15 protein-coding genes are annotated in these 25,686 nt (G+C 67.8%); 9 read left to right on the forward strand and 6 right to left on the reverse strand.

The window, feature by feature from the left end:
- Positions 1-81: 81 nt before the first annotated feature.
- On the forward strand, positions 82-15,453 hold the full coding sequence (locus LCL87_RS10720; RefSeq protein WP_225019426.1) for a non-ribosomal peptide synthetase: 15,372 nt from the start codon (positions 82-84) through the stop codon (positions 15,451-15,453).
- Positions 15,454-15,523: 70 nt separating this feature from the next.
- Here LCL87_RS10720 and LCL87_RS10725 read toward each other — a convergent pair whose 3' ends face one another.
- The 6 genes from LCL87_RS10725 to LCL87_RS10750 form a co-directional block, all read right to left on the reverse strand.
- Positions 15,524-16,495, reverse strand: a complete 972-nt coding sequence (locus LCL87_RS10725) for an alpha/beta fold hydrolase (RefSeq protein WP_510850739.1) — start codon at positions 16,493-16,495, stop codon at positions 15,524-15,526.
- A gap of 147 nt (positions 16,496-16,642) precedes the next feature.
- The gene (locus tag LCL87_RS10730; protein ID WP_225019428.1) at positions 16,643-17,518 is read right to left on the reverse strand and encodes an ABC transporter permease; all 876 of its coding nucleotides are present in this window, start codon (positions 17,516-17,518) and stop codon (positions 16,643-16,645) included.
- Positions 17,515-18,378, reverse strand: coding sequence for an ABC transporter permease (locus LCL87_RS10735; RefSeq protein WP_225019430.1), 864 nt, complete (start codon positions 18,376-18,378; stop codon positions 17,515-17,517). The genes LCL87_RS10730 and LCL87_RS10735 overlap by 4 nt, the downstream gene beginning before the upstream one ends.
- Positions 18,375-19,349 (reverse strand): ATP-binding cassette domain-containing protein, encoded by a 975-nt coding sequence (locus LCL87_RS10740; protein WP_225019432.1) that lies wholly within the window; start codon positions 19,347-19,349, stop codon positions 18,375-18,377. The genes LCL87_RS10735 and LCL87_RS10740 overlap by 4 nt, the downstream gene beginning before the upstream one ends.
- A 196-nt stretch (positions 19,350-19,545) precedes the next feature.
- Entirely contained in the window at positions 19,546-20,232 is a 687-nt protein-coding gene (locus LCL87_RS10745; protein WP_225019434.1) for a GntR family transcriptional regulator, read from the reverse strand.
- A 155-nt stretch (positions 20,233-20,387) separates the two neighbouring features.
- Positions 20,388-20,876 carry a hotdog fold domain-containing protein gene (locus tag LCL87_RS10750; RefSeq protein WP_225019436.1) on the reverse strand — a complete coding sequence of 163 codons (489 nt, stop codon included), beginning with the start codon at positions 20,874-20,876 and terminating at the stop codon, positions 20,388-20,390.
- A gap of 485 nt (positions 20,877-21,361) precedes the next feature.
- Between LCL87_RS10750 and rpsJ the strand changes: the two genes are divergently transcribed.
- Genes rpsJ through rpsC form a run of 8 tightly spaced genes read left to right on the forward strand, consistent with a single transcriptional unit; the run spans position 21,362 to position 25,685 of the window.
- Positions 21,362-21,667 (forward strand): 30S ribosomal protein S10, encoded by a 306-nt coding sequence (rpsJ, locus tag LCL87_RS10755; protein WP_003938093.1) that lies wholly within the window; start codon positions 21,362-21,364, stop codon positions 21,665-21,667.
- Between the two features lie 28 nt (positions 21,668-21,695).
- A complete protein-coding gene (gene rplC / locus LCL87_RS10760) occupies positions 21,696-22,349 on the forward strand; it encodes a 50S ribosomal protein L3 (RefSeq protein WP_225019438.1) in 654 nt (217 codons plus the stop codon).
- A complete protein-coding gene (gene rplD / locus LCL87_RS10765; RefSeq protein ID WP_225019440.1) occupies positions 22,346-23,011 on the forward strand; it encodes a 50S ribosomal protein L4 in 666 nt (221 codons plus the stop codon). The genes rplC and rplD overlap by 4 nt, the downstream gene beginning before the upstream one ends.
- A complete protein-coding gene (gene rplW / locus LCL87_RS10770) occupies positions 23,008-23,313 on the forward strand; it encodes a 50S ribosomal protein L23 (RefSeq protein ID WP_005518367.1) in 306 nt (101 codons plus the stop codon). Before rplD ends, rplW begins: the two co-directional genes overlap by 4 nt.
- Positions 23,314-23,353: 40 nt before the next feature.
- Positions 23,354-24,187, forward strand: coding sequence for a 50S ribosomal protein L2 (gene rplB / locus LCL87_RS10775; RefSeq protein WP_005518369.1), 834 nt, complete (start codon positions 23,354-23,356; stop codon positions 24,185-24,187).
- A gap of 18 nt (positions 24,188-24,205) precedes the next feature.
- Positions 24,206-24,487 (forward strand): 30S ribosomal protein S19, encoded by a 282-nt coding sequence (gene rpsS, locus LCL87_RS10780; protein WP_005518370.1) that lies wholly within the window; start codon positions 24,206-24,208, stop codon positions 24,485-24,487.
- Positions 24,484-24,888 (forward strand): 50S ribosomal protein L22, encoded by a 405-nt coding sequence (gene rplV, locus LCL87_RS10785; RefSeq protein WP_225019442.1) that lies wholly within the window; start codon positions 24,484-24,486, stop codon positions 24,886-24,888. Before rpsS ends, rplV begins: the two co-directional genes overlap by 4 nt.
- On the forward strand, positions 24,888-25,685 hold the full coding sequence (rpsC, locus tag LCL87_RS10790) for a 30S ribosomal protein S3 (protein WP_005518374.1): 798 nt from the start codon (positions 24,888-24,890) through the stop codon (positions 25,683-25,685). Before rplV ends, rpsC begins: the two co-directional genes overlap by 1 nt.
- Position 25,686 lies beyond the last annotated feature (1 nt).

Below are 25,686 nucleotides of genomic sequence, written 5' to 3' on the forward strand. Positions count from 1 at the left end.
TAAGGAAAGAGTCACTGTGGTGCGTTGTGAGATGCCAAGCCGTCGCGTGTCGGCGATCGACACACGAGGTGTTCGGAACGCATGAGCGAGCAGAGTCGGGAGCTGCACGGGAGTGACGGAGACGAACGCAAGCGCACCAGGCGCCCGCGGCCGGAGCGGCGCGAACGCCCTACGCGGCGGAGCCGTCCCCGGTCGACGACGCTGCCGCAGCTGCTGGCTGCGGCCGTCGAGCGGGACCCGTCGGCCACCGCGCTCGTGTGCGCCGACCGCTCCCGCACCTACGCGGACCTCGACGCGTGGTCCTCGCGCCTCGCCCGGGTCCTGATCGAACGGGGCATCGGGCCGGGCGACTCCGTTGCCGTGGCCGTCCCGCGGTCCATCGAATCGGTGTCGGCGGTGTGGGGTGTCGCGAAGTCGGGTGCCGCCTACGTGCCCGTCGACCCGAACTATCCGGCCGACCGCGTCGAGCACATGGTCACCGACTCGGGTGTCCTCGTCGGACTGACGACCGCCGAGTCGCGCGACGCGCTCGCGGACTCCGTCGAATGGCTGGTGCTCGACGACGACTTCGAACGCGCGCTGGCCGATCGGTCCCCGGAACCGATCTCCTTCGCGGACCGCACCCGGACGTTGGCGGACACCGATCCGGCCTACGTGATCTACACGTCGGGTTCGACGGGGCGGCCCAAGGGCGTCGTGGTCACCCAGGCCGGCCTCGGCGACTTCTGTGCCGAACAGGTCCGGCGGTACGGGCTCACCCCGCAGGCCCGGACGCTGCACTTCGCCTCGCCCAGCTTCGACGCCTCGGTGCTCGAGCTGCTGCTCGCGGTGGGCGCCGGTTCGACGATGGTGATCGCGCCGCCCACGGTGTACGGCGGCGACGACCTCGCCGAACTGATTGCGACGCACCGCGTCACGCACGGATTCGTGACGCCGGCTGCGCTGGCGTCGGTCGACCCGGCCGGGCTGGACACCTTCCTCGACGTCGTCGTCGGCGGCGAGGCCTGCCCGCCCGACCTGGTGGCGCGCTGGGCCACGTCCGGCCGCAGGTTCTTCAACGGCTACGGCCCCACCGAGACCACGATCATGACCGCGATCTCCGATCCGTTGGTCCCCGGTGAACAGATCACGATCGGTGGTCCCACCCAGGGCATGTCGCTCGTGGTGCTCGACGACCGGTTGCGCCCCACCCCGGTCGGTGTCGCGGGCGAGCTCTACGTGTCGGGCCCGGGTGTCGCGCGCGGCTATCACGGCCGATTCGCGCTCACCGCCGAACGATTCGTGGCAAGCCCGTTCGGCGATCCCGGAAACCGGATGTACCGCACCGGAGACGTGGTGCGCTGGAACGCGAACCAGCAGATCGAGTACGTCGGACGCTCCGACTTCCAGGTCAAGATCCGCGGATTCCGCATCGAGCTGGGCGAGATCGACGCCGCGCTCGGCGAGCACGACGACGTCGACTTCGCCGCCACGGTGGCCCACGAGGCGACGACGGGCAGCAAGGTCCTCGTCTCCTATGTGCGCCCGGTGGCCGGCCGGCAGATCGACGTGCCCGCACTGCTCGAGTTCGTCGGCCGATCGCTGCCCCGGCACATGGTGCCCTCCACGGCCATGGTCCTCGACACGATTCCCCTCACCCCGGTCGGCAAGCTGGACCGTCAGGCGCTGCCGGCTCCGGTCTTCGAGGCCCGCGAGTTCCGGGCGCCGGTCACCCCGACGGAGGAACTAGTGGCGTCGGTGTTCGCCGACGTGCTCGACGTCCCGCAGGTGGGTCTCGACGACGACTTCTTCGAGCTCGGCGGCAACTCGCTGATCGCAACGCAGGTGGTGTCCCGGCTGTCGGCCGCGGTCGCCGCGCAGATCCCGGTGCGTGCGGTGTTCGAAGCATCCACGGTGGAGGCGCTGGCGGCCCAGGTCGACGCCGCGTCGGGCGGCGACGCTCGCACGGCGCTGACGGCCGGCCCTCGCCCCGAAAGGATTCCGCTGGCGCTGGCGCAGCAGCGGATGTGGTTCCTGAACCGCTTCGAACCCGACTCCACCGTCGACAACATTCCGGTCGCGATCCGGCTCTCCGGCACGCTCGACGTCGCGGCGCTGCGGGCCGCGGTGAGCGACGTCGTCGACCGCCACGAGTCGCTGCGCACGGTGTTCCCGGACATCGACGGCGTCGGCCACCAGGTAATTCGCGAGTCGAGTGAGATCGGCGAACTTCTTCCGGTGGAGGATGTTTCGGTCGACGCGATCCTGGACCGGGTCGGCGCCCTGGTCGGTGCGGGTTTCGAGCTGTCCCGCGACATCCCGGTTCGGGCACGGTTGTTCGCGGTGTCGCCGACCGAGCACGTGCTCGTGTTCGTGGTGCATCACATTGCGGCCGACGGCTTCTCGATCGGACCGCTGACCCGCGATGTCATGCTCGCGTACGCGGCCCGGTCCGCGGGGACACTGCCCGGCTGGGCTCCGCTCGACGTGCAGTACCCCGATTACGCGCTGTGGCAGCGTGACGTTCTCGGCTCGGAGGACGACCCGCAGTCGGTGCTGGCGCAGCAGGTCGCCCACTGGACGGCCACGCTGGCCGGGCTTCCGGACCAGCTGGATCTGCCCGCAGACCGGCCGCGTCCCGCCGTCGCGTCCAACCACGGCGCCACCCACCGGTTCGAACTCGGTGCGGAGCTGTCGACGGCGATCGACGAACTGGCCCGTCAGCGCGGCGCCACCCCGTTCATGGTGGTCCATGCGGCGCTGTCGGTGCTGCTCGCGCGGCTCAGCGGAACGTCGGACATCGCGGTCGGCACCCCGGTCGCCGGTCGCGGCGAGCAGGTGCTCGACGACATGATCGGCATGTTCGTCAACACCCTGGTGCTGCGCAGCGATGTGCAGCCCGCGGCGACCTTCGACGAACTTCTGGTGCAGGTGCGCACCTCCGACCTCGCAGCCTTCGGGCACGCCGACATCCCGTTCGAGCGGCTGGTGGAGATCCTCGACCCGGCCCGGTCGCAGGCGCGGCATCCGCTGTTCCAGGTGATGCTCAGCTTCCAGAACCTCGGCAGCGCCGACCTCGTACTCGGCGACCTGACGGTGTCCGAGGTCGAATTCGATGCGGCCACAGCCAAGTTCGATCTGCAGGTGACGATCCTCGAGTCCGCCGACGCCGGCTACTCGGTGGCACTGACGTATGCCACCGATCTGTTCGACGCGTCGACGATGGTGACCTTCGGGAGCCGGTTCGATCAGGTGCTGGGTGCAGTCGTCGACGCCCCGTCGTCGACCGTGGGCGATATCGAACTGCTCGAGCCCGCGGAGCGCTCGCTGGTGGTGGGGGAGTGGAACGCCACCGATCACCCGGTTCCGGATGCGACGTTGGTGGATCTGTTCGAGGCGCAGGTGGCGCGGACGCCGGACGCTGTTGCGGTGGTGTTCGAGGGCGAGTCGTTGACATACGGCGAGTTCGCGGCGCGGGTTCATCGGACGGCGAGGTTCCTGATCGCGGAGGGTGTCGGTCCGGACTCGTTGGTGGGTCTGGGGATGCGGCGATCACTGGATCTGTTGGTGGGCATGTATGCGGTGCTGACCGCGGGTGCCGGGTATGTGCCGGTGGATCCGGATCAGCCGGCGGAGCGTAACGGGTACATCCTGGACACGGCTGTTCCGGCGTTGGTGTTGTCGACGTCGCGAGACGGTTTCGAGGTCGCGGGGGAGAGGTCTGTCTCCGTCGTGCTTCTCGACGAGACGGATGTGTCCGGGTTCTCGGATGCTTCGCTGTCGGATGCGGATCGGGTTGCCCCGCTGCGTGGTTCGAACACCGCGTATGTGATTTTCACGTCGGGTTCGACGGGTCGTCCGAAGGGTGTGGCGGTCGAGCATGCGGCGATTGTGAATCGTCTGGTGTGGATGCAGGCCGAGTACGGCCTGGGTTCGGCGGACACGGTTCTGCAGAAGACGCCGTTCACGTTCGATGTGTCGGTGTGGGAGTTCTTCTGGCCGTTGCAGGTGGGTGCGCGGTTGGTGATCGCCGCCCCGGATGGTCATCGGGATCCGGCGTATTTGGCGCGGGTGATGGTCGAGCGCGGCGTCACCGTGGCGCATTTCGTGCCGTCGATGCTGGCGGTGTTCGTGGCGGAGCCTGCTGTTGCCGAGGTGGATTCGCTTCGTCTGGTGTTCGCGTCGGGCGAGGCGTTGCCGGCACAGACGGCTGCGCGGCTGCGTGACGTGGTGCCGGGTGCGGCGCTGCACAACCTGTACGGCCCGACCGAGGCTGCGGTGGATGTGACGTTCCACGAGGTCACCGCGGATGATGTGGCGTCGGTGTCGATCGGTGCGCCGGTGTGGAACACGCAGCTGTTCGTGCTCGATGGGCGTCTCAACCCGGTACCGGTGGGTGTTCCGGGTGAGTTGTATCTGGCTGGCGTCCAGCTGGCGCGCGGCTATGTGGGCCGCAGTGATCTGACGGCGGATCGTTTCGTGGCGAACCCGTTCTCCGATGGCGGGGAGCGGATGTATCGCACGGGCGACCTGGTGACGTGGACGGCGGGCGGCGAGCTCGACTACATCGGTCGCACGGACTTCCAGGTGAAGTTGCGTGGTCTGCGGATCGAGCTGGGCGAGATCGAGACCGCGCTGTTGGCGCAGGAGTCGATCGCGCAGTCGGTTGTCCTGGTGAAGTCGGATCAGCTGGTCGCGTACGTGGTGCCGGCGGCCGGCGCGACGGTCGACGAGGCCGCGGTGAAGGCAGACGTGGCCAAGAGCCTGGCGTCGTACATGGTTCCGCAGACCTTCGTCGTGCTGGATGCGTTCCCGTTGAATGCGTCGGGCAAGTTGGATCGGAAGGCGTTGCCGGAGCCGGTGTTCGAGGTCCGTGAGTTCCGGGCGCCGACGACACCGATGCAGGAGATCGTCGCGGGTGTGTTCGCCAATGTGCTCGGTGTGGATCGGGTTGGTCTGGACGACGACTTCTTTGCCCTGGGTGGCAACTCGCTGGTGGCGACGCAGGTCGTGGCCCGGTTGGGCGTCGCGTTCGACACGACGGTTCCGGTGCGGGTGCTGTTCGAGGCGTCGACCGTCGACGCGCTGGCGTCGGCGTTGCAGTCGCTCGCGGGTGCGGGTGCCCGTAAGGCGCTGGCGGCCGGGGCGCGTCCGGACCGGGTGCCGTTGTCCCTTGCGCAGCAGCGCATGTGGTTCCTCAACCGTTTCGAGCCGGACTCGGCGGTGAACAACATTCCCCTCGCGATCCGGCTCAGCGGCGCGCTGGACACCGAGGCCCTGCGTGCGGCGGTGCAGGACGTCCTCGCGCGGCACGAGTCGCTGCGGACGGTGTTCCCCGACACGAACGGTGTGGGCCACCAGTTGATCCGGTCCACCGATGCGGTGGACTTCGGACTCGAGATCGAACCGGTCACCGACGATGCGCTCGTCGGGCGGATCGAGGAATGGGCGCTCGCAGGCTTCGACCTGACTGTCGAACTCCCCGTACGGGCCCGGGTGTTCGCGCTGTCGCCGACCGATCACGTTCTGGTCCTGGTGCTGCATCACATCGCGGCCGACGGTTTCTCGATGGGCCCGCTGACCCGCGACGTGATGCTCGCCTATGCGGCCCGCTCGGCCGGCGAGGTTCCGGGCTGGGCGCCGCTGGACGTCCAATACGCCGACTACGCGCTGTGGCAGCGTGAGGTCCTCGGCAGCGAGGACGAGCCCGAGTCGCTGATCGCGCAGCAGGTCTCGTACTGGACCGGGCAGCTCGCCGACCTGCCCGAGCAGCTGGATCTGCCGTCGGACCGGCTCCGGCCGGCCGTGGCCTCCAACAGTGGTGCCACGCACAGGTTCTCGATCGGTGCCGAGCTACAGGACGGCATCGACAACGTCGCTCGAGTGCACGGTGCGACGCCGTTCATGGTGGTCCATGCGGCGCTGGCGGTGCTGCTCGCACGGCTGAGCGGCACCTCCGACATCGCGATCGGCACCCCGGTCGCGGGCCGCGGCGAGGCCGCCCTCGACGACGTCGTCGGCATGTTCGTCAACACCCTGGTCCTGCGGACCGAGGTCGACGGCGGACGGTCCTTCGCCGACCTCCTCGCTCAGGTCCGGTCCACCGACCTGGCCGCGTTCGAGCACGCGGACCTGCCGTTCGAGCGTCTGGTCGAGATCCTCGACCCGGCGCGCTCGCAGGCCCGGCACCCGCTGTTCCAGGTGGCGTTGGCCTTCCAGAGCGGGATCGCCCAGCAGTCCCTCGAACTGCCCGGGCTCACGGTGTCGGGAGTCGACTTCGACATCGCACTCGCGAAGTTCGATCTGCAGGTGACGGTCGCCGAGCGTCTGGTCGAGATGACCTATGCCACCGATCTGTTCGACGAGGCCACGATCCGGGATCTCGGCGACAGGTTCGTCCGGGTCCTCGAATCGGTGGTGGCGGACGATTCCGCGGCCGTCGGCGACGCCGTCCTGCTCTCCGCGTCCGAACTCGGCACCCTCACCGGTGTCGAGGGGCCCGGGGTCACCCGCGTCGAGACGCTCACCGCGATCCTCGGACGCCACGTGACGACGAATCCGGCCGCGCCCGCTCTGAGTTGCGGCGCTACGACGCTCACCTACCGCGACCTCGACGAGCGGTCGAGTGTGCTTGCCCGTGAACTGATCGCACGCGGGCTCGGCCCGGAGAGCGTTGTCGCGCTGTCGTTCCCGCGTTCCTGGGAGATGGTGCTGTGCGTGTGGGCGGTCGCGAAGACCGGCGCAGCGTTCGTCCCGGTGGACCCGACGTACCCCGGCGATCGCATCGAGCACATGGTGACCGATTCCGCTGCCGTGCTGGGCATCGCGGCCGCCGACGCGATCGACAGCCTGCCGGGCGCCGTCTCGTGGTGGTCGTTGGGTGATCTCGAACGCGCGGCAGCCGACGCGGGACACCCGGTGACGCCCGTCGGCGACGCCGACCGGACACGTACGCTGCTGCTGGACCACGCCGCCTACGTGATCTACACGTCCGGATCGACGGGCAAGCCGAAGGGCGTCGTCGTGACCCACCGCGGACTGTCCGGACTGGTGGACCAGTCGGTCGAGCTGTACGACGTGGACGCGACCGACCGCGTGCTGCACATCTGCTCGCCGAGCTTCGACCCGTCGGTGTTCGAATGGGCGCTGGCCGCCGCGGCCGGCGCGGAGCTCGTGGTGGTGCCTCCGTCGATCATCGGCGGCGAGGAATTGCACGCGCTGCTGGCGCAGCGCCGCGTGACCGTCTCGATCATCACCCCGGCCGTGCTGGGATCGATGGATCCCACCGGTCTCGACGACCTGCGACTGCTGTCGGTCGGCGGCGATGCGTCGACCACGGAACTGGTGGGACGCTGGGCGCCCGACCGGCAGTTCTTCAACGCCTACGGCCCCACCGAGACCACGATCGTGTCGACCCGCGGTGAACTGTTCGCGGGCAAGCCGATCACCGTCGGCGCGCCGGTCGCCGGCGTCGGGGCGCTGATCCTCGACACCCGGCTGCGGCCCGTTCCGGTGGGCGTCGCGGGTGAGCTGTATCTGTCGGGCGGCGCGCTTGCACGGGGCTACCACGGCCGCGCCGGACTCACTTCGGACCGGTTCGTCGCGAACCCGTTCGGGGCACCCGGGCAGCGGATGTACCGCACCGGGGATGTCGTGCGGTGGACGGTCTCGGCGAGCGGAGCGACGGGGGGTGTGACCGACCTGTCGATCGAGTACGTCGGACGCTCCGACTTCCAGGTCAAGGTGCGGGGCTTCCGCATCGAACTCGGCGAGATCGATTCGGCGCTCACCGATTGCCGTGGAGTGTCGTTCGCGACCACGATCGGTCACCGGATGCCGTCCGGCCAGACAGCACTCGTCTCGTACGTCCTTGCCGACGACGGCGTGGACGCGGCCACCATGATGCGACACGTCGAATCGCTGTTGCCGTCGTACATGGTTCCGGCGTCCATCGTGGTCCTCGACGAGATTCCACTGACGGCGGTCGGCAAGCTGGATCGTCAGGCCCTGCCCGAGCCGGTCTTCGAGAATCGAGTGTTCCGCGCGCCGGTCACCGCGACGGAACTGCTCGTCGCCGAGGTGTTCGCCGAGGTGCTCGGTGTCGATCAGGTGGGACTCGACGACGACTTCTTCGACCTCGGTGGAAACTCGCTCGTCGCCACACAGGTGGTGGCCAGGCTCGGTGCCGCCCTCGGCGCCCGCGTCCCGGTGCGCGACCTGTTCGACAGTTCCACCGTGGAAAGTCTTGCCGCGCAACTTCATACGGAGGTCGATGGCGGCCGCGCCACGCTCGTGGCGACGCCGCGGGACGAACGGGTCCCGCTGTCACTCGCGCAGCGGCGCATGTGGTTCCTCAACCGGCTCGAACCCGAGTCGGCCGTCAACAACATCCCGATCGCGGTGCGCCTGTCGGGGCGGCTCGACGTGGAGGCGCTTCGTCTGGCCGTCGGGGACGTCGTCGGGCGACACGAGTCGCTGCGCACTCGGTATCCGGAAGTCGACGGAGTCGGCTACCAGTCGGTGCTCCCCGTCGACGCTGCGCTGTCCGGGTGGGATTTCGGTCCCGAGCGGGTGAACGCCGAGGAACTGAGTGCGCGACTGTCGGCGCTCGCCTTCACACGATTCGACGTCACGACCGAGGTCCCGCTGCGGATTCGTCTGTTCCAGGTGGTCGAAGCGGACGCGCAGGTCGAGGGCGGATCCGAGTACGTCCTCGCCCTGGTGGTGCACCACATCTCGTCCGACGGTGTCTCGGTGGGGCCACTGATCCGGGACGTCATGACCGCATATGTCGCCCGCTGCGCCGGCGCGGCTCCCGGTTGGGCGCCGTTGGACGTTCAGTATGCGGACTATGCCGTGTGGCAACGGGAAACTCTGGGATCCGAAGACGATACCGAATCCCTTGTCTCGCAGCAGATCGCGTTCTGGCGCGACCAGCTGGCCGGTGTGCCCGACCAGCTGGATCTGCCGACCGATCGTCCGCGCCCGGCGGAGCAGTCGTATGCCGGCTCGACGGTCGGCGCCGGGGTGGACGCGCAGACACACCGCCGGCTCGTCGAACTGGCCCGGGAGCACGGCGCCACGTCGTTCATGGTGATGCATGCGGCCCTCGCGGTTCTCCTTGCCCGCCTCTCCCGCTCGGGAGACATCGTCGTCGGCACGCCCATCGCGGGGCGCGGTGAGGCCGCGCTCGACGACCTGGTCGGAATGTTCGTCAACACCCTCGCACTGCGGGTCGGGGTGGATCTCGCGGAACCGTTCGCGGACCTGCTGGACCGTGTCCGGGGCGCGGACCTGGACGCCTTCGCCAACGACGACGTGCCGTTCGAGCGTCTCGTGGAGGTTCTCAACCCGGTGCGGTCGAGGGCCAGGCACCCGCTGTTCCAGGTCGGATTCTCGTTCCAGAACATGAAGACCGGAGCACTCGAGCTTCCGGACCTCGAGGTCGCCCCGATCGACACCCCGTTCGAGATCGCCAAGTTCGACCTCCACGTGACGGTCGTCGACGACGTCGACACCGACGGCAACCCGGCCGACTTCACCGTGAACTTCACCTATGCCACGGACCTGTTCACCGAAGACACCGTTCGGCGGTTCGCCCGGATGTACACGCGGATCCTGCGTGCCGTCGTGGTGAATCCGGCCCTCCCGGTCGGTGATCTCGACATGATCGACTCCGGTGAGCGCGAGCGTGTGCTCACCGAATGGAACGACACCGCGCACACGATCGAGCGGACGGGGACGCTCGTCGACCTGTTCGATGCGCAGGTGGCGATTGCACCCGATGCGCCCGCGCTGGTCGCGGACGGTGGGAACCTGACCTATCGGGAGCTCGACGATCGTGTCAACCGTCTCGCACGCCGGCTGATCGAGCTCGGCGTGGGGCCGGAGTCGCTCGTCGCGCTGGCGATGCGCCGATCCGTGGAACTGATCGTCGGCATGTACGCCGTCGCGAAGGCCGGTGGCGCGTACGTGCCGATCGATCCGGACCACCCCGCCGACCGCACCGACTACATCCTCGAGGCGGCGCAGCCGACCTGCGTGCTGTCCACCGAGCGGGACGGTTTCTCGGTCGCCGCCGCTGTTCCGGTGCTGCACGTCGACACCTTCGACGGCGCGCGGTTCGCAGCCGGTCCGATCGCGGATCGCGAGCGCACGGCACCCCTGCGGGAAGCGAACACCGCGTACGTGATCTTCACGTCGGGTTCGACGGGCCGGCCGAAGGGCGTGGCGGTCAGCCACACGGCCGTCGTCAACCAGCTCGAGTGGAAGCGCGCCGAGTACGGACTCGATGCCTCGGACGCGGCGCTCCTGAAGACGGCCGCCACGTTCGACCTGTCCGTCTGGGAGTTCTGGTCCGCGCTGACCTCGGGCGGACGCCTCGTCGTCGCATCGGCGGACGGCCATCGGGATCCGGCCTACCTCAACACGCTGATGCGTCGTGAGGGCGTGACGACCCTGCACGCCGTCCCGTCGATGCTGCAGGCGCTGCTCGTCGAGTCCGGGGACAGGCTTCCCGGCTCGCTGCGCCGCATCCTCACGATCGGCGAGGTGCTCCCGGTGGACACCGCGGCGCGGATCGTCTCCGGGACAGCAGAACTCGTCAACCTCTACGGGCCCACGGAGGCGGCGGTGTCGGTGACGGCGCAGCGCGTCGCCGGTGTCGACGGTGCCGCGGTACCGATCGGCGGCCCCGAGTGGAACACCCGGCTCCTCGTCCTCGACGACCGGTTGCGTCCGGTGCCGGTCGGCGTGCCCGGGGAGTTGTATCTCGCCGGCTCGCAGCTGGCCCGCGGCTACTTCGGACGTCCGGCGCTCACCGCGGACCGGTTCGTGGCCGACCCGTTCGGGCGCGCGGGGGAGCGGATGTACCGCACCGGCGACATCGCGTCCTGGCGGCCCGACGGCACCCTCGACTACGTCGGGCGCGCCGACTTCCAGGTCAAGGTGCGCGGCTTCCGCATCGAGCTAGGGGAGATCGAAGCCGCGTTGCGAGCGCTCGACACGGTCGCGGAAGCTGTGGTCACGGTGTGGAGCGACGAGAGGGTGGGCGATCGACTCGTGGCCTACGTCGTGCCGGACGCTGTCTCGGAGTTCGACGCGACCGGCATCGAACTCGCTCTCTCCCAGTCGATTCCGTCCTACATGGTGCCGTCGGCCTTCGTCGAGCTCGATGCCTTGCCGCTCAACGTGAACGGGAAGGTGGACCGCAGGGCACTACCCGATCCGGTGATCGGCGTCCGGGATTTCCGGGAACCCACCACTGCGATCGAACAGGTCGTCGCCGAGGTTTTCGGTGACCTGCTGGGCATCGAGCGAGTGGGCCTGGACGACGACTTCTTCGAACTGGGCGGAAACTCGCTGATCGCGACACAGGCCGTGGCACGGATCGGCGCAGCGGTCGACCTCGATGTTCCGGTGCGGTTGGTGTTCGGGGACTCGACCGTCGCGGCACTCGCCGCGGGCGTGGAGAAGCTCGGCGGGGGTGGACGCCGCATGGCGCTGGTCGCCCGTGAGCGTCCGGAACGAATCCCGCTGTCCCTTGCGCAACAACGGATGTGGTTCCTCAACCGGTACGACCCGGAGTCTTCGGCGTACCACATCCCCATGCTCCTCAGGCTCACCGGCGCGCTCGACGTCGAGGCGTTGCAGGCCGCAATCGAGGACGTCGTGGACCGGCACGAGGTCCTGCGCACCGTGTACCCGGAGATCGACGGCACCTGCTACCAGCTGGTCCTGGACGGCGGAGCCCCGGACCTGACACCGGTGGACGTCCCCGAGCACGAACTGCTCGGCCGACTCGCCGACCTGGTGCACGCGTCGTTCGATGTGACGGCCCAGGTTCCGCTACGGGGAAGCCTGCTCCGGGTCGGCCCGGACGACTTCGTCCTCGCGGTCGTCGTGCACCACATCGCGGCCGACGGGTTCTCGACGCGACCGCTCGCACGCGACGTCATGTTCGCGTACGCGGCCCGGACTGCAGGCCGCGCTCCCGCGTGGCAGCCGCTGCAGGTCCAGTTCTCCGATTTTGCGATGTGGCAGAGGGAACTCCTCGGCTCGGAGGACGACCCGGACAGCCTGGTGTCCAAGCAGATCGAATACTGGCGAGATGCGCTCGACGGACTGCCCGACGTGCTCGACCTTCCGGTGGATCGCCCTCGCCCGGCGGTGTCGTCGGGTCGAGGCGGCGCCCACACCGTTCGGATCGATGCCGATCTGCATACGGGAATCGAGGCGTTGGCGCGGGCGCACCGGGCAACCCCGTTCATGGTCGTGCATGCAGCCCTGGCCGTGTTGATGTCCCGGTACAGCGGCAACTCCGACATCGCCGTGGGAACCCCGACGGCCGGTCGCGGCGAGGCAGTTCTCGACGATCTGATCGGTATGTTCGTCGGAACCTTGGTGCTGCGCACACGGATCGACGACGAGTGGGCGTTCGCCGAGATGATCGCGCACGCTCGGGAAACCGACCTCGCCGCGTTCGACAACGCCGATCTGCCGTTCGAACGCCTCGTCGAGGTGGTCGATCCCGTTCGTTCACAGTCGTACTCGCCGCTCTTCCAGGTGAGTCTGGCGTTCCAGAACCTCGGACGCACCGAGTTCTCGCTCGGAGACCTGCACATCTCCACTGTCGATGCGTCGTCCGCCACAACGCAGTTCGATCTCGACTTCGCGTGTGCCGACAATCGGGACAGCAATGGCCGTCCGGCCGGAATCGACGTCCACCTGACCTATTCGACGGACATCTTCGACGACGCCACTGCACATCGGCTCGTCGACGGGTTGGTGCGGATCCTGCACCAGGTGGTTGCCGCGCCCGACACCCGGATCGGTCTGCTCGACGTCGCGGATCCCACGGAGCACCGCGAGCTGGTCGGAGGATCGAATTCCACTGCGCGCGTCGTGGTGCCGGAGACGCTGGCCGATCTCGTCGACTCCAGTGTCCGGGTGCGGCCGGACGCCGCGGCGGTGTCGTTCGAGCGCGTCACGCTCACCTACCGGGAGTTCGACGCCCGCGTCAATCGGCTGGCTCGTCACCTGATCGCGCACGGCGTCGGTCCCGAGGCCCTCGTCGGGCTTGCCCTCGACCGGTCGCTCGACATGCTCGTGGCGATGTACGCGATCGTGAAGGCCGGCGGAGCGTACGTGCCGATCGATCCGGAGCATCCGGGTGAGCGAATCCGGTACGTCCTCGACGTCGCGGCGCCGGAGCTGGTGCTGACGACGTCGGCCCGGGCGCGGGTGCTCCCGGAGGGGGTGCGCCGGTTCGAGGTGGACGCGCTGGATCTGTCGGCGTACGACGACACCCCCGTCACGGATTCCGAACGACTGCTTCCCCTACGACCCTCCAACACCGCGTACGTGATCTTCACGTCGGGTTCGACGGGACGCCCGAAGGGCGTGTCCGTCAGCCACGGGGCGATCGTCAATCAGTTGCGCTGGCTGGCAGACGAATACGACATCACTGCCGACGACCGCATCATGCAGCGCGCACCGTTCACCTTCGACGTGTCGGTGTGGGAGTGTTTCCTGCCGCTGGCCGTCGGTGCCCTGCTCGTGATTACCCGTGCCGGCGGTCATCGGGAGCTCGACTATCTGGCATCGGTGATGCGCGACAACCGGATCACGGTCGCCGAGTTCGTGCCTTCGGTGCTCGCGACGCTCCTTGCGGAGGGGGAGGGCGACGCCCTGAGTACTCTCCGGCATCTGTTCGCCGGAGGTGAGGAGCTGACGGCGGAGCTCGCCGAGGAACTGGGCGAATTCTGCGTCGGTACGCTGCACAACACGTACGGCCCGACCGAAGCCGCGATCACGACGACGTTCCACGAACTCGCCGGTCCTTCCGCGGCACATGTTCCGATCGGGCGGCCGGTGTGGAACACCCGCGCGTACGTGCTCGACGACCGGCTTCGTCAGGTCCCCGTCGGCGTCGCCGGGGAGCTCTATCTCGCGGGCGACCAGCTGGCGCGCGGCTACCACGGCCGAGTGGATCTGTCCGCCGACCGGTTCGTCGCGAGCCCTCACGACGTCGGCGGACGGATGTATCGCACCGGAGACCTCGTGCGGTGGGACAACAACGGAGAACTGGTGTATCTCGGCCGCACCGATTTCCAGGTGAAGATTCGCGGCCTGCGAATCGAGCTGGGGGAGATCGAGGCGGTGATCCTCGCTCAGGAGTCCATCGCGCAGGCGGCGGTCGAGGTCAGAAGCGACCGGCTGGTGGCCTACGTGGTGCCGGTTCGAGGCGAGGCGATCGACACGACGGCGTTGCGTGCCGCGACCGCCGACAACCTCGCGTCCTACATGGTGCCGACGGCCTTCGTCGTCCTGGACGAGTTCCCGCTGTCGGGTTCGGGCAAGCTCGACCGCAGGGCACTGCCCGAACCTGCCTTCGAGGCCCGCGAGTTCCGCGCCCCGGACACCGCGACCGAGATCGCGGTGGCCTCGGCCTTCGCCGCTGTGCTCGACGTCGATCGCGTGGGATTGGATGACGACTTCTTCTCGCTGGGTGGCAATTCGCTCGTCGCGGTGAAGGTGGTTTCAGCGCTGCGGGACGAGCACCGCATCGACGTCGCCCTGCAGTGGCTCTTCGTTGCGCCGACCGTCGAGGGCCTGGCCGCACGCATCGATCTCGAGAACGTGGGCAGCCCGGGGGACACCGCCTTCGGAGTCGTGGTTCCGCTGCGTGTCGCCGAGAACGACGGTCCCGCCGGAGATGCGCCGGCTCCGCTGTGGTGCATCCACCCCGTCACGGGCCTCGCGTGGGGTTTCGCGGGGCTGGCCGGACACCTGGATCCGAACCGCCCGATCTACGGGCTGCAGTCGCCCGCCCTGAGCGGCGACAGCGACCTGCCTGCCACCATCGAGGACTGGGCGACCCGGTACATCGCCGAGATCCGACGGATTCAGCCGAGCGGCCCCTACCACCTCATCGGCTGGTCGATGGGTGGTTCGATCGCGCACGCCATGGCTCTGCAACTGTCCGCGGCCGGCGACGAGGTGGGCACCCTGGCGATGCTCGACAGCCACATCGCGGCCGACGATGCAGAGCAGAGCGCGGGGGAGGAAGCCTCATTGGCGGATCTGCTGGGCGGACTCGGTGCCGGCCTCGACGAGAATCCGTTGCTCGGCGAGCTCACCGTCGACGGTGCTGTCGAAGCACTGCAGGGCCTGGCCACACCGTTCGGTCAGTTCGACCGTGATCGAATCGCGGCACTGGTGTCCGGTGTCGTGCACGCGTCCGCCGTGACCGACGAGTACCGCCCGACGGAACGCTTCGTGGGTGACCTGCTCTACTTCAGCGCCGATCTGGACGGCACACGCGGCGTCGAGGCCTGGCGTGGTGTCGTCGCCGGTGACGTCGAACTCGTACCCGTTGCGGCAACGCACTGGGACATGACGTCGGCCGAGGCACTTGGGACGATTGCGCCCGTTCTGTCCCGACACCTCGAGCGTCGAGACCGGGTGAGCTGAGCGCGTGAGAAGGGGACGGGACCTCGGTGAGGTCCCGTCCCCTTCTTCGTCGAGGCCGACGGTCACACGATCAGCAGGGTGCCGAGGTGAGCTTCCCGTAGGACGGGTCGAGGGCAGCCTGCACCAGGAACACCGCGCGCGGATCGTTCAGTAGGTCGAGATGCGACAGCTGAGCCCCGGGGCAGACGTCGTGCATCCAGATGTTGCGCACCGACGAACCGGGATCGGGCACGAGGAAGGACCCGGCGGGCGGAGTGACGATCTGGTCCGCCATCGACGCGATGACGGTGTAGTCGACGCCGGGCATGGTCTCGTGCCCGGCGTTGAGCTGCTCGAGGAACTTCGATCCGACGAACTGCTGGTAGGACGCGAGACCGAAGGTGAACTCGGCGAGCCGCTCGTTGGTCGCGTCGTCGGTCAGTCGCAAGGCGGTGAACGGATCGACCAGTCCTTGCAGTCCGTTGAAAGTGGTGCCGTGTGTCGTGGGTCCGAGCATGACGAGGCTGTGGACCTTGTTCCGCGACGGGTCGGCCGGATCGGCGCCACCATCGAAACGCAGGTACTGACGCGTCATCGTGCCGCCCTGGGAATGTCCGACGACATCCACCTGAGCGGAGCCCGAATGCGCGCGGACAGCGTCGATGAAAGAGGCCAGTTCGTCGGCCGACCTGCGAATGTCGCCGCTGCCCCAGGACTGCGCGGCGGCTCCGTAGTTGAGCGCGTAAACGCAGTAGCCGGCGTCCCGCAGAGCAGCGGACACCGTAGTCCAGGTCTGCGTCATGCTCATCCCGGTACCGTGCACCAGAACGACGGGACGAGGGTGCTGAGGCGAAGGACGGCATGCCCAGTCGTTCGCCCCCGCGGGTGCCGAGCCCATGGAGGAGATCGTCGTCACCAACGACGTGAAGGCCGGCGGTATCTCGATTCCGGCGGGTCCGGGATCGGCCGAGGCCGTACCGGAGGTCGACGACAAGAGCGTTCCGCAGAGAACCATCGTCACGGCTGCCAGAAGTCTCGTCGTGACGCGTCGTCGCTGGGTCATGCTCGGTACTCCTGAAGGTTCTGGCTCCGCTGAATCGCAGCATTCATATCAGAAACAAGCGACCGGACCCCGGCGAAGCAGGCAAACTTCCGGTGTCTGGGACACATGCGGGAGCCCGGACCGATACAGACCCCCATCGGGCCTGGCTCAGCCTCCGGTTGCTGCCGCGCGCCGGTAGCCTCTGATCGCCGGGTAGGCGAACAGCGCCATCATCCCGAACGACCACGCCAGCGTCTGAAGTACGGGTTCCAGGACCGGCCCGCCGAGCGCGAGGCCACGCATCGCATCCACGGCGCACGACATCGGCTGGGCGGCGACCACCGGCTGTAGCCATGTCGGGTACGCCATCACCGGCACGAATCCCGAGTTGAAGAACATCAGGAGCGTGCAGCCGATCGACACGAGCTCGACGAGCGGCGCATCGCCGGACACCGTTGCGAGAGCGGTCACCATCATGGCGAAACCCATGCCGAAGAGAATCGGCAGGACGAGCAACATGATGCTGGGGAGGAGGCCCTGAGTGAGCCGGAATCCGAGCATGATCCCCACCACGAGGATCACGATGGTCGTCACGAGCACGCGCACGGCCTCGGCCATCATCCGCCCGACGAGTCCCGCCGCACGGTGAATCGGCAGTGTCCAGAATCGTGACAGCAGTCCCGTCGTGCGTTCGTGCCGCAATCCGACCGCGCTGACGATCGAGCCGAACATCGCGCCGATCAGGATGATCATCGGAACCTGGCCGTAGATGGCGGGCTGTCCCGTCGCCGCGGTCACCGTGTTACCGATGACGATCCGGAACATCACGAGTGTCAGGGCCGGGTACAGCAGGGCCTGGATCATCGTGGACGGATCCCGCGACCAGCGCATGAGGAGGCGTTTGCACTGGACCCAGCTGTGCACCCACAGCGCCTTCGGCGACGACTCCGGCCAGGTCTCGGTGGGCCGCGGGAAATCGATCGACGAGACAGAGGCCCGCGCCGAGCGAGCCGACGTCATCGTGTTCTCCGGGGACTCACTCATTTGCGCCTCATACTTGCCCACACGGCCAGCGGTGCGAAGACCACGACCAGACCCACACACCACGCGACCGCCGGAAACAGCGTCGACGCGGTGACCCCGCCGGCTGCCATGTCTCGCATTGCATACGAGAACTGGGAGATCGGCTGATTACGCACGAACGGCCGGATCCACTCGGGGAATCCGGTCTCCGGGACGAAACCGCACGACAGCATGCCGAGGATCAGCTGCGGCAGTGCCAGTGCCTGTGACGTGGCCTCGGGGGATTTCGCCAGCGTGCCGATCGCGTCTGCGCCCAGTGACAAGGCGACACTGATCGCCAGCGCAAGGGCGCAGAACAGTGCGGCCTGCGTCACGCCCGCGTTGAACCGGAAGCCGATGGCATAGCCGTACACCAACGCCGCAGCGAGGGTGATCACCGACCGCACCAGGGCGCGGGTCATGCGTGACAGGAGCGGCACCGGGCCCGAGACCGGCATCGTCTTGAGTCTGGTCGTGAGACCGTGCAGGGCCTCGACGGAGGCAACCTGAGACGCCGAGATCGCCGTGAAGGCCATCGCCTGCAGCACGATGATCGGCATGAGGAACTGCGCGTAGTCGATGCCCTGGAGCTTCATCACGAACCGCAGCGGTAGGTAGAAGCCGACGGTGAAGATCAGCGGCGCGACGACGGCGACCGCGAGCTCACCGGTCTTCACCATCGTCTTGAGGCTCCGGCCCGTGAGCGCGAGCCACTGGTGGAACCCGTTCGGGTCCGGCCGCCGGTGCGATCCGGCGCGCTTGGCGGGCACGGCGACCGAGGCGCGCTTGGACGCCGCGGACATCGCCAGTCCCTTCGCGGCGCTGTTCGTGCTGGAGGTCATTGCTCGGCCTCCGGCGCGGAATGGCCGGTCAGGGACAGGAAGACGTCGTCGAGGGACGGCCGGCGCAGCGCGATGTCCGCGAGCTCGATGCCCGCGGCGTCGAGGCGACGCAGGGCCTCGGAGAGTGTCGAGGCGCCGTCGGGTGCCGGGATGGACACGCGGTCGCCGCCGCCCTCGGCGATCTCGGCGCGAACCTCCTGCGGGACGAGGCTGCCGAGTGCGTGGACCGCCCACGGCAGCTGCTGCGGATCGAGCGGAACGACCTCGCAGTAGCTGCCGCCCGTGCGTTCCTTGAGCTGATCCGCGGTGCCCTCCGCGATGACGGTGCCCCGATCGATGACGATGATGTTGTCGCTGAGCAGGTCCGCCTCCTCCAGATACTGCGTGGTCAGCAGCACCGTGATGCCCTGCGCCTTGAGGGTGTCGACCAGCGCCCACACGCCCTGGCGGCTGCGCGGATCGAGACCGGTCGTCGGCTCGTCCAGGAACACCACCTCGGGGCGCACGACCAGTCCGCACGCGATGTCGATGCGACGGCGCATGCCGCCGGAGTAATTGCGTACCGCTCGCTTACCGGTGTCGAGGAGATCGAACTCGCTGAGCAGATCCTGCGCCCGTTGCTTCGCGGAGGCGCGGTCCAGCCCCATCAGCCGGCCGAACAGCTCGATGTTCTCCCTGCCCGACAGCGTCTCGTCGAGCGCGGCGTACTGGCCCGTCATCATGATCGAACGGCGGACGTCGGGCGCGTGCGTGACCACGTCGTGCCCGGCGACCAGTGCGCGGCCCCGATCGGGGCGCAGAAGCGTCGACAGGACCTTCACCGTCGTCGTCTTGCCCGCGCCGTTGGGGCCGAGAATGCCCAGAACCGTTCCGCGCTTGGCCTCGAAACTGACGCCCTGCAGAGCCTTCACGTCTCCGAAGGATTTGTGGACGTCGTCGACGAGCACGGCTGCGTCCTGGAATATTGGCATCGACACTCCGCCTAGTTCACCTGGGTTGGATGGCTGACCGCCCCTCGGGGCCACGAGTCCATCCATCGTCGACGTGTATTCCCGCCGCTGTCGCAGAATGTTACCCGCGTGGCCTCCGACACAAGCTCGTCGACGACCGACGGAGCTTCGGGGATCGGGACCGTGCGGCCCCTCCCGGAAGGTACCGACCGAACGGTCAGTCCCAGATCCCGATCGTCTCGAGGTGCCGCACCAGGCGCTTCGCGCCGTCGTCGAAATGTGCTCGTGTCTCGGCGGCGACGCCGGCGTGGTCTCGGGCGGCCAGTGCCGCGACGAGCCGCGCGTGGCTGGCCACGGCCTCGTCGCCCCACTCTCGATCCGCCGAATAGAAGTGGACCGGGGTGTAACGGGTCGCACCGAGCAGGAACCACGACAGCTTCCGGGCCCCGGCCAGGCGATTGATGATCCGGTGGAAGCCGAACTCGAGTTCCTCGATCCGGACGGCGTCCGCGAGTTCGACGGCACGCCGCAGCTGATCGTTGATCGCAGTCAATTCGGCGAGTGCCTCGTCGTCCACGTGGTCGACGGCCCGTCCGGCCAGCTCCTCGGCGATTCGCCCCTGCAGCCAGAAGACGTCGTTGACGTCGTCGCGACTCAGGGCGGCAACGACATAGCCGCGGTGGGGGACCAGCTCCACTAGTCCCTCGCCCCGCAGTGTCAGCAGTGCCTCACGCACGGGGGTGACGCTCACGCCCAGCTCGGCGGCAGTCTCGTCGAGGCGGATGAACTCACCCGGACGCACCCCACCCGACATGATCACGTTGCGCACGTGCACGGCAACGTCATCGGACAACTGCGGTCGGCGTCGAAGGTTTCCGGTCGACCGGGTTGCGGGCGGGGCCATGACTACTCCTCGGCAGGACGCGTGTGCCCGCCTCGTTCGCGGGTGCCCGATCGGACAGTGATCCTCGGGACCCATTGGTGTGATGCGTGCAACAAATCGGGATCGGATCAAATATATCGGCTCCGAGTCCGGTCGGCGTCGCGGCCGGCGCTCGGTCAGGCGCGAGTCACCCAGACGGTGATGTCGGCGTGGACGACCTCGGTCCCCGCTCTGTCGGCGACCGAGACGGGGATGGTGAGTTCGATGCCCGCGTCGCCGTCGGTGGCCGAGGAGAAGTCCGGGATCGGGCCCAGGGTCGCGGTCGCCCGCAGGCGAGACTGCGCTTTTGCGAGGTAGCGCACGTTCATCGCCTTGGGAATCCAGCGATGGCTCGCCGGCACGGTTGCCTCGGCGAGCATGCCCATCGCTGCTTCGGCGAGGTTGCAGGCCGCGATCGCGTGGAACGTTCCGATGTGGTTGTGCACACCCCACCATTTCGGGGCGGTCACCTCGCAGTGGCCGGGCTCGAGACGCTCGACGGTAGGGAGCACTGTCGCGAAGTACGGCACCCGCGCGCACATGCCGAGTGAGAACAGTGCGCGCCCGAATCCGTTGGCGGGCAACTTCTGCCAGCTTCGGTACGTGGCGGTCGGGGCAGTCGTCATGGCGGCAACCTTACTCTTCGGTAAGTTCGATGGGTCCGATTTGGCCGCTGACCTCGCATGTCGGGGGGACTGCGATTTGATCTCTGGGGTCCGCTACGGCATACTGATCGGGTTGCCTTGACTGGGACGCGCTCCGTTGCGACCCGAGTCAGGCTGGATGAAAGTCGAGTATCGGGACGAAGTGCCTGGTCACGACGATGCAAGACGGAAGCAGTACCCGAAGTTTGCGCCCCTCGCGGGCGCATCCGGTGCGGTTCTCGCGGCTCCTGGAAAGGGATTTCCGGGGCCCGGGAATGGGCGACAGGGCGACACGCCCGACCGCGTGGACCGGAGAACCATGACACATGAACAGCGGCAGCGGATCGAGTGATGTCTCGATCGCGAGTGTGTGTTGTTCGTGTCGTGTTTCAGCCGAGGGCTGTGCAGACGAGGTAGTCCCCGGCTCGTTCGGGTTCTACGAAACGCGGCAAGAAAAGGACACAAGCGTGGCGGGACAGAAGATCCGCATCAGGCTCAAGGCCTATGACCACGAGGCGATCGACGCATCAGCGCGCAAGATCGTCGAGACGGTGACCCGTACCGGGGCCCGTGTGGTCGGCCCGGTGCCGTTGCCTACCGAGAAGAACGTGTACTGCGTCATCCGCTCGCCGCACAAGTACAAGGACTCGCGCGAGCACTTCGAGATGCGTACTCACAAGCGGCTGATCGACATCCTCGACCCGACGCCGAAGACGGTCGACGCGCTCATGCGCATCGACCTTCCGGCCAGCGTCGACGTGAACATCCAGTGAGCTTGGGAAGACGCAGCGGAGATATCAAATGACTAATCAGATCAAGGGAATCCTGGGCACCAAGCTCGGCATGACCCAGGTCTTCGACGAGAACAACCGGGTCGTTCCGGTCACCGTCGTCAAGGCTGGGCCGAACGTCGTCACCCAGATCCGTACGGAAGAGCGTGACGGCTACAGCGCCGTGCAGCTGGCGTTCGGCGCCATCGACCCGCGCAAGGTGAACAAGCCCACCTCGGGCCAGTTCGCCAAGGCCGGCGTCACCCCGCGTCGCCACGTCGTCGAGTTCCGCGTCGCCGACACCTCCGAGTACGAGGTGGGCCAGGAGCTGACGGCCGAGGTCTTCGAGGACGGCGCATACGTCGACGTCACCGGCACCAGCAAGGGCAAGGGCTTCGCCGGCACCATGAAGCGTCACGGCTTCGCCGGCCAGGGCGCCTCCCACGGTGCGCAGGCCGTCCACCGTCGTCCGGGTTCCATCGGTGGCTGTGCCACCCCCGGTCGCGTTTTCAAGGGCATGCGCATGTCGGGCCGTATGGGCTCCGACCGCATCACGACGCAGAACCTCTCGGTCCACAAGGTGGATGCCGAGAACGGTCTGCTGCTGATCAAGGGTGCGATCCCCGGCCGCAAGGGCGGCCTCGTGATCGTCAAGACCGCAGTGAAGGGTGGTGCTTCGGCATGACCGAGACCGCAACCAAGCTGACCCTCGACGTCAAGGCTGCCGGTGGCAAGACCAACGGCACCGTCGATCTCCCCTCCGAGATCTTCGACGCGACCGCGAACATCGCTCTGATGCACCAGGTCGTCGTCGCGCAGCTCGCTGCGGCACGTCAGGGCACGCACTCCACCAAGACCCGCGGCGAGGTCCGCGGTGGTGGCAAGAAGCCGTACCGCCAGAAGGGCACCGGCCGCGCACGTCAGGGCTCGACCCGTGCGCCGCAGTTCGCCGGCGGTGGCGTCGTCCACGGCCCGCAGCCGCGTGACTACTCGCAGCGCACCCCCAAGAAGATGATTGCTGCCGCTCTCCGTGGCGCACTCTCGGATCGGGCTCGCAGCGAGCGCATCCACGTCATCACCGAGCTGGTCGCCGGGCAGACCCCGTCCACCAAGACGGCGAAGTCGTTCCTGGGCGAGCTGTCCGACCGCAAGAAGTTCCTGCTGGTCGTCGGCCGCGAGGACATCGCTGCGTGGAAGAGCGTCCAGAACCTGGAAGGCGTGCACCCCATCGCACCCGACCAGCTCAACACCTACGACGTGCTCAACAGCGATGAGGTCGTGTTCAGCCTCGAGGCTCTGAACACCTTCATCGCGGGCCCGGCCAAGAACGAGGAGGAGAGCAAGTGACCACCATCGCCGACCCCCGCGACATCTTGCTGGCCCCGGTCATCTCCGAGAAGTCCTACGGACTGATCGAGGAAGGCACCTACACCTTCCTGGTGCACCCGGACTCGAACAAGACGCAGATCAAGATTGCCGTCGAGAAGGTCTTCGGCGTCACCGTGACCAGCGTCAACACCGCCAACCGTCAGGGCAAGCGCAAGCGGACCCGCTTCGGTTACGGCAAGCGCAAGGACACCAAGCGTGCGCTCGTGACCCTCTCGGCCGACAGCAAGCCCATCGAGATCTTCGGAGGCCCGGTCGCGTAAGCGTCTGGGACTTGACGAGATATAGAGGACGAGAAGACTCATGGCAATCCGTAAGTACAAGCCGACTACGCCGGGCCGCCGCGGCTCGAGCGTCTCGGACTTCGCCGAGATCACTCGGTCGACGCCCGAGAAGTCGCTCATTCGCCCGCTGCACGGTCGCGGTGGTCGTAACGCACACGGTCGTATCACCACCCGTCACAAGGGTGGCGGTCACAAGCGCGCCTACCGCTTGATCGACTTCCGTCGTAACGACAAGGACGGCGTGCCGGCCAAGGTCGCTCACATCGAGTACGACCCCAACCGCACCGCTCGCATCGCTCTCCTGCACTATGCGGACGGCGAGAAGCGCTACATCATCGCCCCCAAGGGCCTGGTGCAGGGCGCCCCGATCGAGTCCGGCGCAGGCGCCGACATCAAGCCGGGCAACAACCTGCCGCTGCGCAACATCCCCACCGGTACGACGATCCACGCTGTGGAGCTGCGTCCGGGCGGCGGTGCCAAGATGGCCCGCTCCGCCGGCGCCAGCATCCAGCTGCTGGGCAAGGAAGGCACCTACGCCACGCTGCGTATGCCGTCCGGTGAAATCCGTCGCGTCGACGTGCGCTGCCGCGCCACCGTCGGCGAGGTCGGCAACGCCGAGCAGTCGAACATCAACTGGGGCAAGGCCGGCCGCATGCGCTGGAAGGGCGTCCGCCCGACCGTCCGCGGTGTGGTCATGAACCCGGTCGACCACCCGCACGGTGGTGGTGAGGGTAAGACCTCCGGTGGTCGCCACCCGGTCAGCCCCTGGGGCAAGCCCGAGGGCCGCACCCGCAAGAACAAGGCGAGCGACAAGCTCATCGTCCGTCGTCGCCGTACCGGCAAGAAGCGCTAGTCAAGGAGGGAGTGAAGGATGCCACGCAGCCTTAAGAAGGGCCCGTTCGTCGATGACCACCTCCTTGCGAAGGTGGACGTGCAGAACGAGAAGGGCACCAAGCAGGTCATCAAGACCTGGAGCCGTCGTTCCACGATCATTCCGGACTTCATCGGTCACACGTTTGCCGTCCACGACGGACGCAAGCACGTTCCGGTGTTCGTTTCGGATTCGATGGTTGGCCACAAGCTCGGAGAGTTTGCACCGACCAGGACGTTCAAGGGCCACATCAAGGACGACCGGAAGAGCAAGCGTCGATGAGTACTGAAACCCAGAACCCCACCGCGAAGGCGGTCGCGCGCCATGTGCGCGTGACCCCCATGAAGGCGCGCCGTGTCGTGGACATCGTCCGCGGCAAGTCGGTCGACGAGGCTCTCGCGATCCTCAAGTTCGCACCGCAGGCCGCGGCTGAGCCGGTCGCGAAGGTGATCGCCAGCGCCGCTGCCAACGCGCAGAACAACCTGAACCTGGATCCCGCCACGCTCGTCGTCGCGACGGCGTTCGTGGACGAGGGTGCGACCCTCAAGCGGTTCCAGCCGCGCGCACAGGGCCGGGCCTTCCGGATCCGCAAGCGTTCGAGCCACATCACCGTCATTGTGGAAAGTGTGGCGAACCGGGGTGCCGCCTCGGGTCGTAACCGCCGGAAGGGAAGTGGTCAGTAGTGGGCCAGAAGATCAACCCGCACGGCTTCCGTCTCGGCATCACGACCGACTGGAAGTCGCGCTGGTACGCAGACAAGCAGTACGCGGAGTACGTCAAGGAAGACGTCGCGATCCGTAAGCTCCTCGCCACCGGCATGGAGCGCGCGGGCATCGCGAAGGTCGAGATCGAGCGCACCCGTGACCGTGTGCGTGTGGACATCCACACCGCGCGTCCGGGCATCGTCATCGGTCGCCGTGGCGCCGAGGCCGATCGCATCCGCGCCGAGCTCGAGAAGCTGACCGGCAAGCAGGTCCAGCTGAACATCCTCGAGGTCAAGAACGCCGAGGCCGAGGCTCAGCTCGTGGCACAGGGTGTCGCCGAGCAGCTCTCGAACCGTGTCGCGTTCCGTCGTGCGATGCGCAAGGCCATCCAGTCGGCCATGCGTCAGCCGAACGTCAAGGGCATCCGCGTGCAGTGCTCGGGCCGCCTCGGCGGCGCCGAGATGAGCCGCTCGGAGTTCTACCGTGAGGGTCGCGTTCCGCTGCACACGCTGCGTGCGGACATCGACTACGGCCTGTACGAGGCCAAGACCACCTTCGGTCGCATCGGCGTGAAGGTCTGGATCTACAAGGGCGACATCGTCGGCGGCAAGCGTGAGCTGTCCGCCGCTGCGCCGGCCGAGCGCCCGCGTCGCGAGCGTCCGAGCCGTCCGCGTCGCTCCGGTGCTGCCGGCACCACGGCGACCAGCACCGAGGCCGGTCGCGCTGCGACCGCAACCGCCGATGCTCCCGCTTCTACCGAGCAGAAGGAGGGCTGAC

The sequence above is a fragment of the Prescottella equi genome (genome assembly GCF_020171745.1).
Classification (GTDB): Bacteria; Actinomycetota; Actinomycetes; order Mycobacteriales; family Mycobacteriaceae; genus Prescottella; species Prescottella equi_A.

Coding starts and splice junctions, on each gene's coding strand:
- LCL87_RS10735 (WP_225019430.1), bottom strand. CDS start 18,378: ATGACCTCCAGCACGAACAGCGCCGCGAAGGGACTGGCGATGTCCGCG.
- LCL87_RS10745 (WP_225019434.1), bottom strand. CDS start 20,232: ATGGCCCCGCCCGCAACCCGGTCGACCGGAAACCTTCGACGCCGACCG.
- rplC (WP_225019438.1), top strand. CDS start 21,696: ATGACTAATCAGATCAAGGGAATCCTGGGCACCAAGCTCGGCATGACC.
- rplB (WP_005518369.1), top strand. CDS start 23,354: ATGGCAATCCGTAAGTACAAGCCGACTACGCCGGGCCGCCGCGGCTCG.
- rpsS (WP_005518370.1), top strand. CDS start 24,206: ATGCCACGCAGCCTTAAGAAGGGCCCGTTCGTCGATGACCACCTCCTT.
- rplV (WP_225019442.1), top strand. CDS start 24,484: ATGAGTACTGAAACCCAGAACCCCACCGCGAAGGCGGTCGCGCGCCAT.
- LCL87_RS10750 (WP_225019436.1), bottom strand. CDS start 20,876: ATGACGACTGCCCCGACCGCCACGTACCGAAGCTGGCAGAAGTTGCCC.
- LCL87_RS10740 (WP_225019432.1), bottom strand. CDS start 19,349: ATGCCAATATTCCAGGACGCAGCCGTGCTCGTCGACGACGTCCACAAA.
- LCL87_RS10730 (WP_225019428.1), bottom strand. CDS start 17,518: ATGAGTGAGTCCCCGGAGAACACGATGACGTCGGCTCGCTCGGCGCGG.
- rplD (WP_225019440.1), top strand. CDS start 22,346: ATGACCGAGACCGCAACCAAGCTGACCCTCGACGTCAAGGCTGCCGGT.
- LCL87_RS10720 (WP_225019426.1), top strand. CDS start 82: ATGAGCGAGCAGAGTCGGGAGCTGCACGGGAGTGACGGAGACGAACGC.
- LCL87_RS10725 (WP_510850739.1), bottom strand. CDS start 16,495: ATGACCCAGCGACGACGCGTCACGACGAGACTTCTGGCAGCCGTGACG.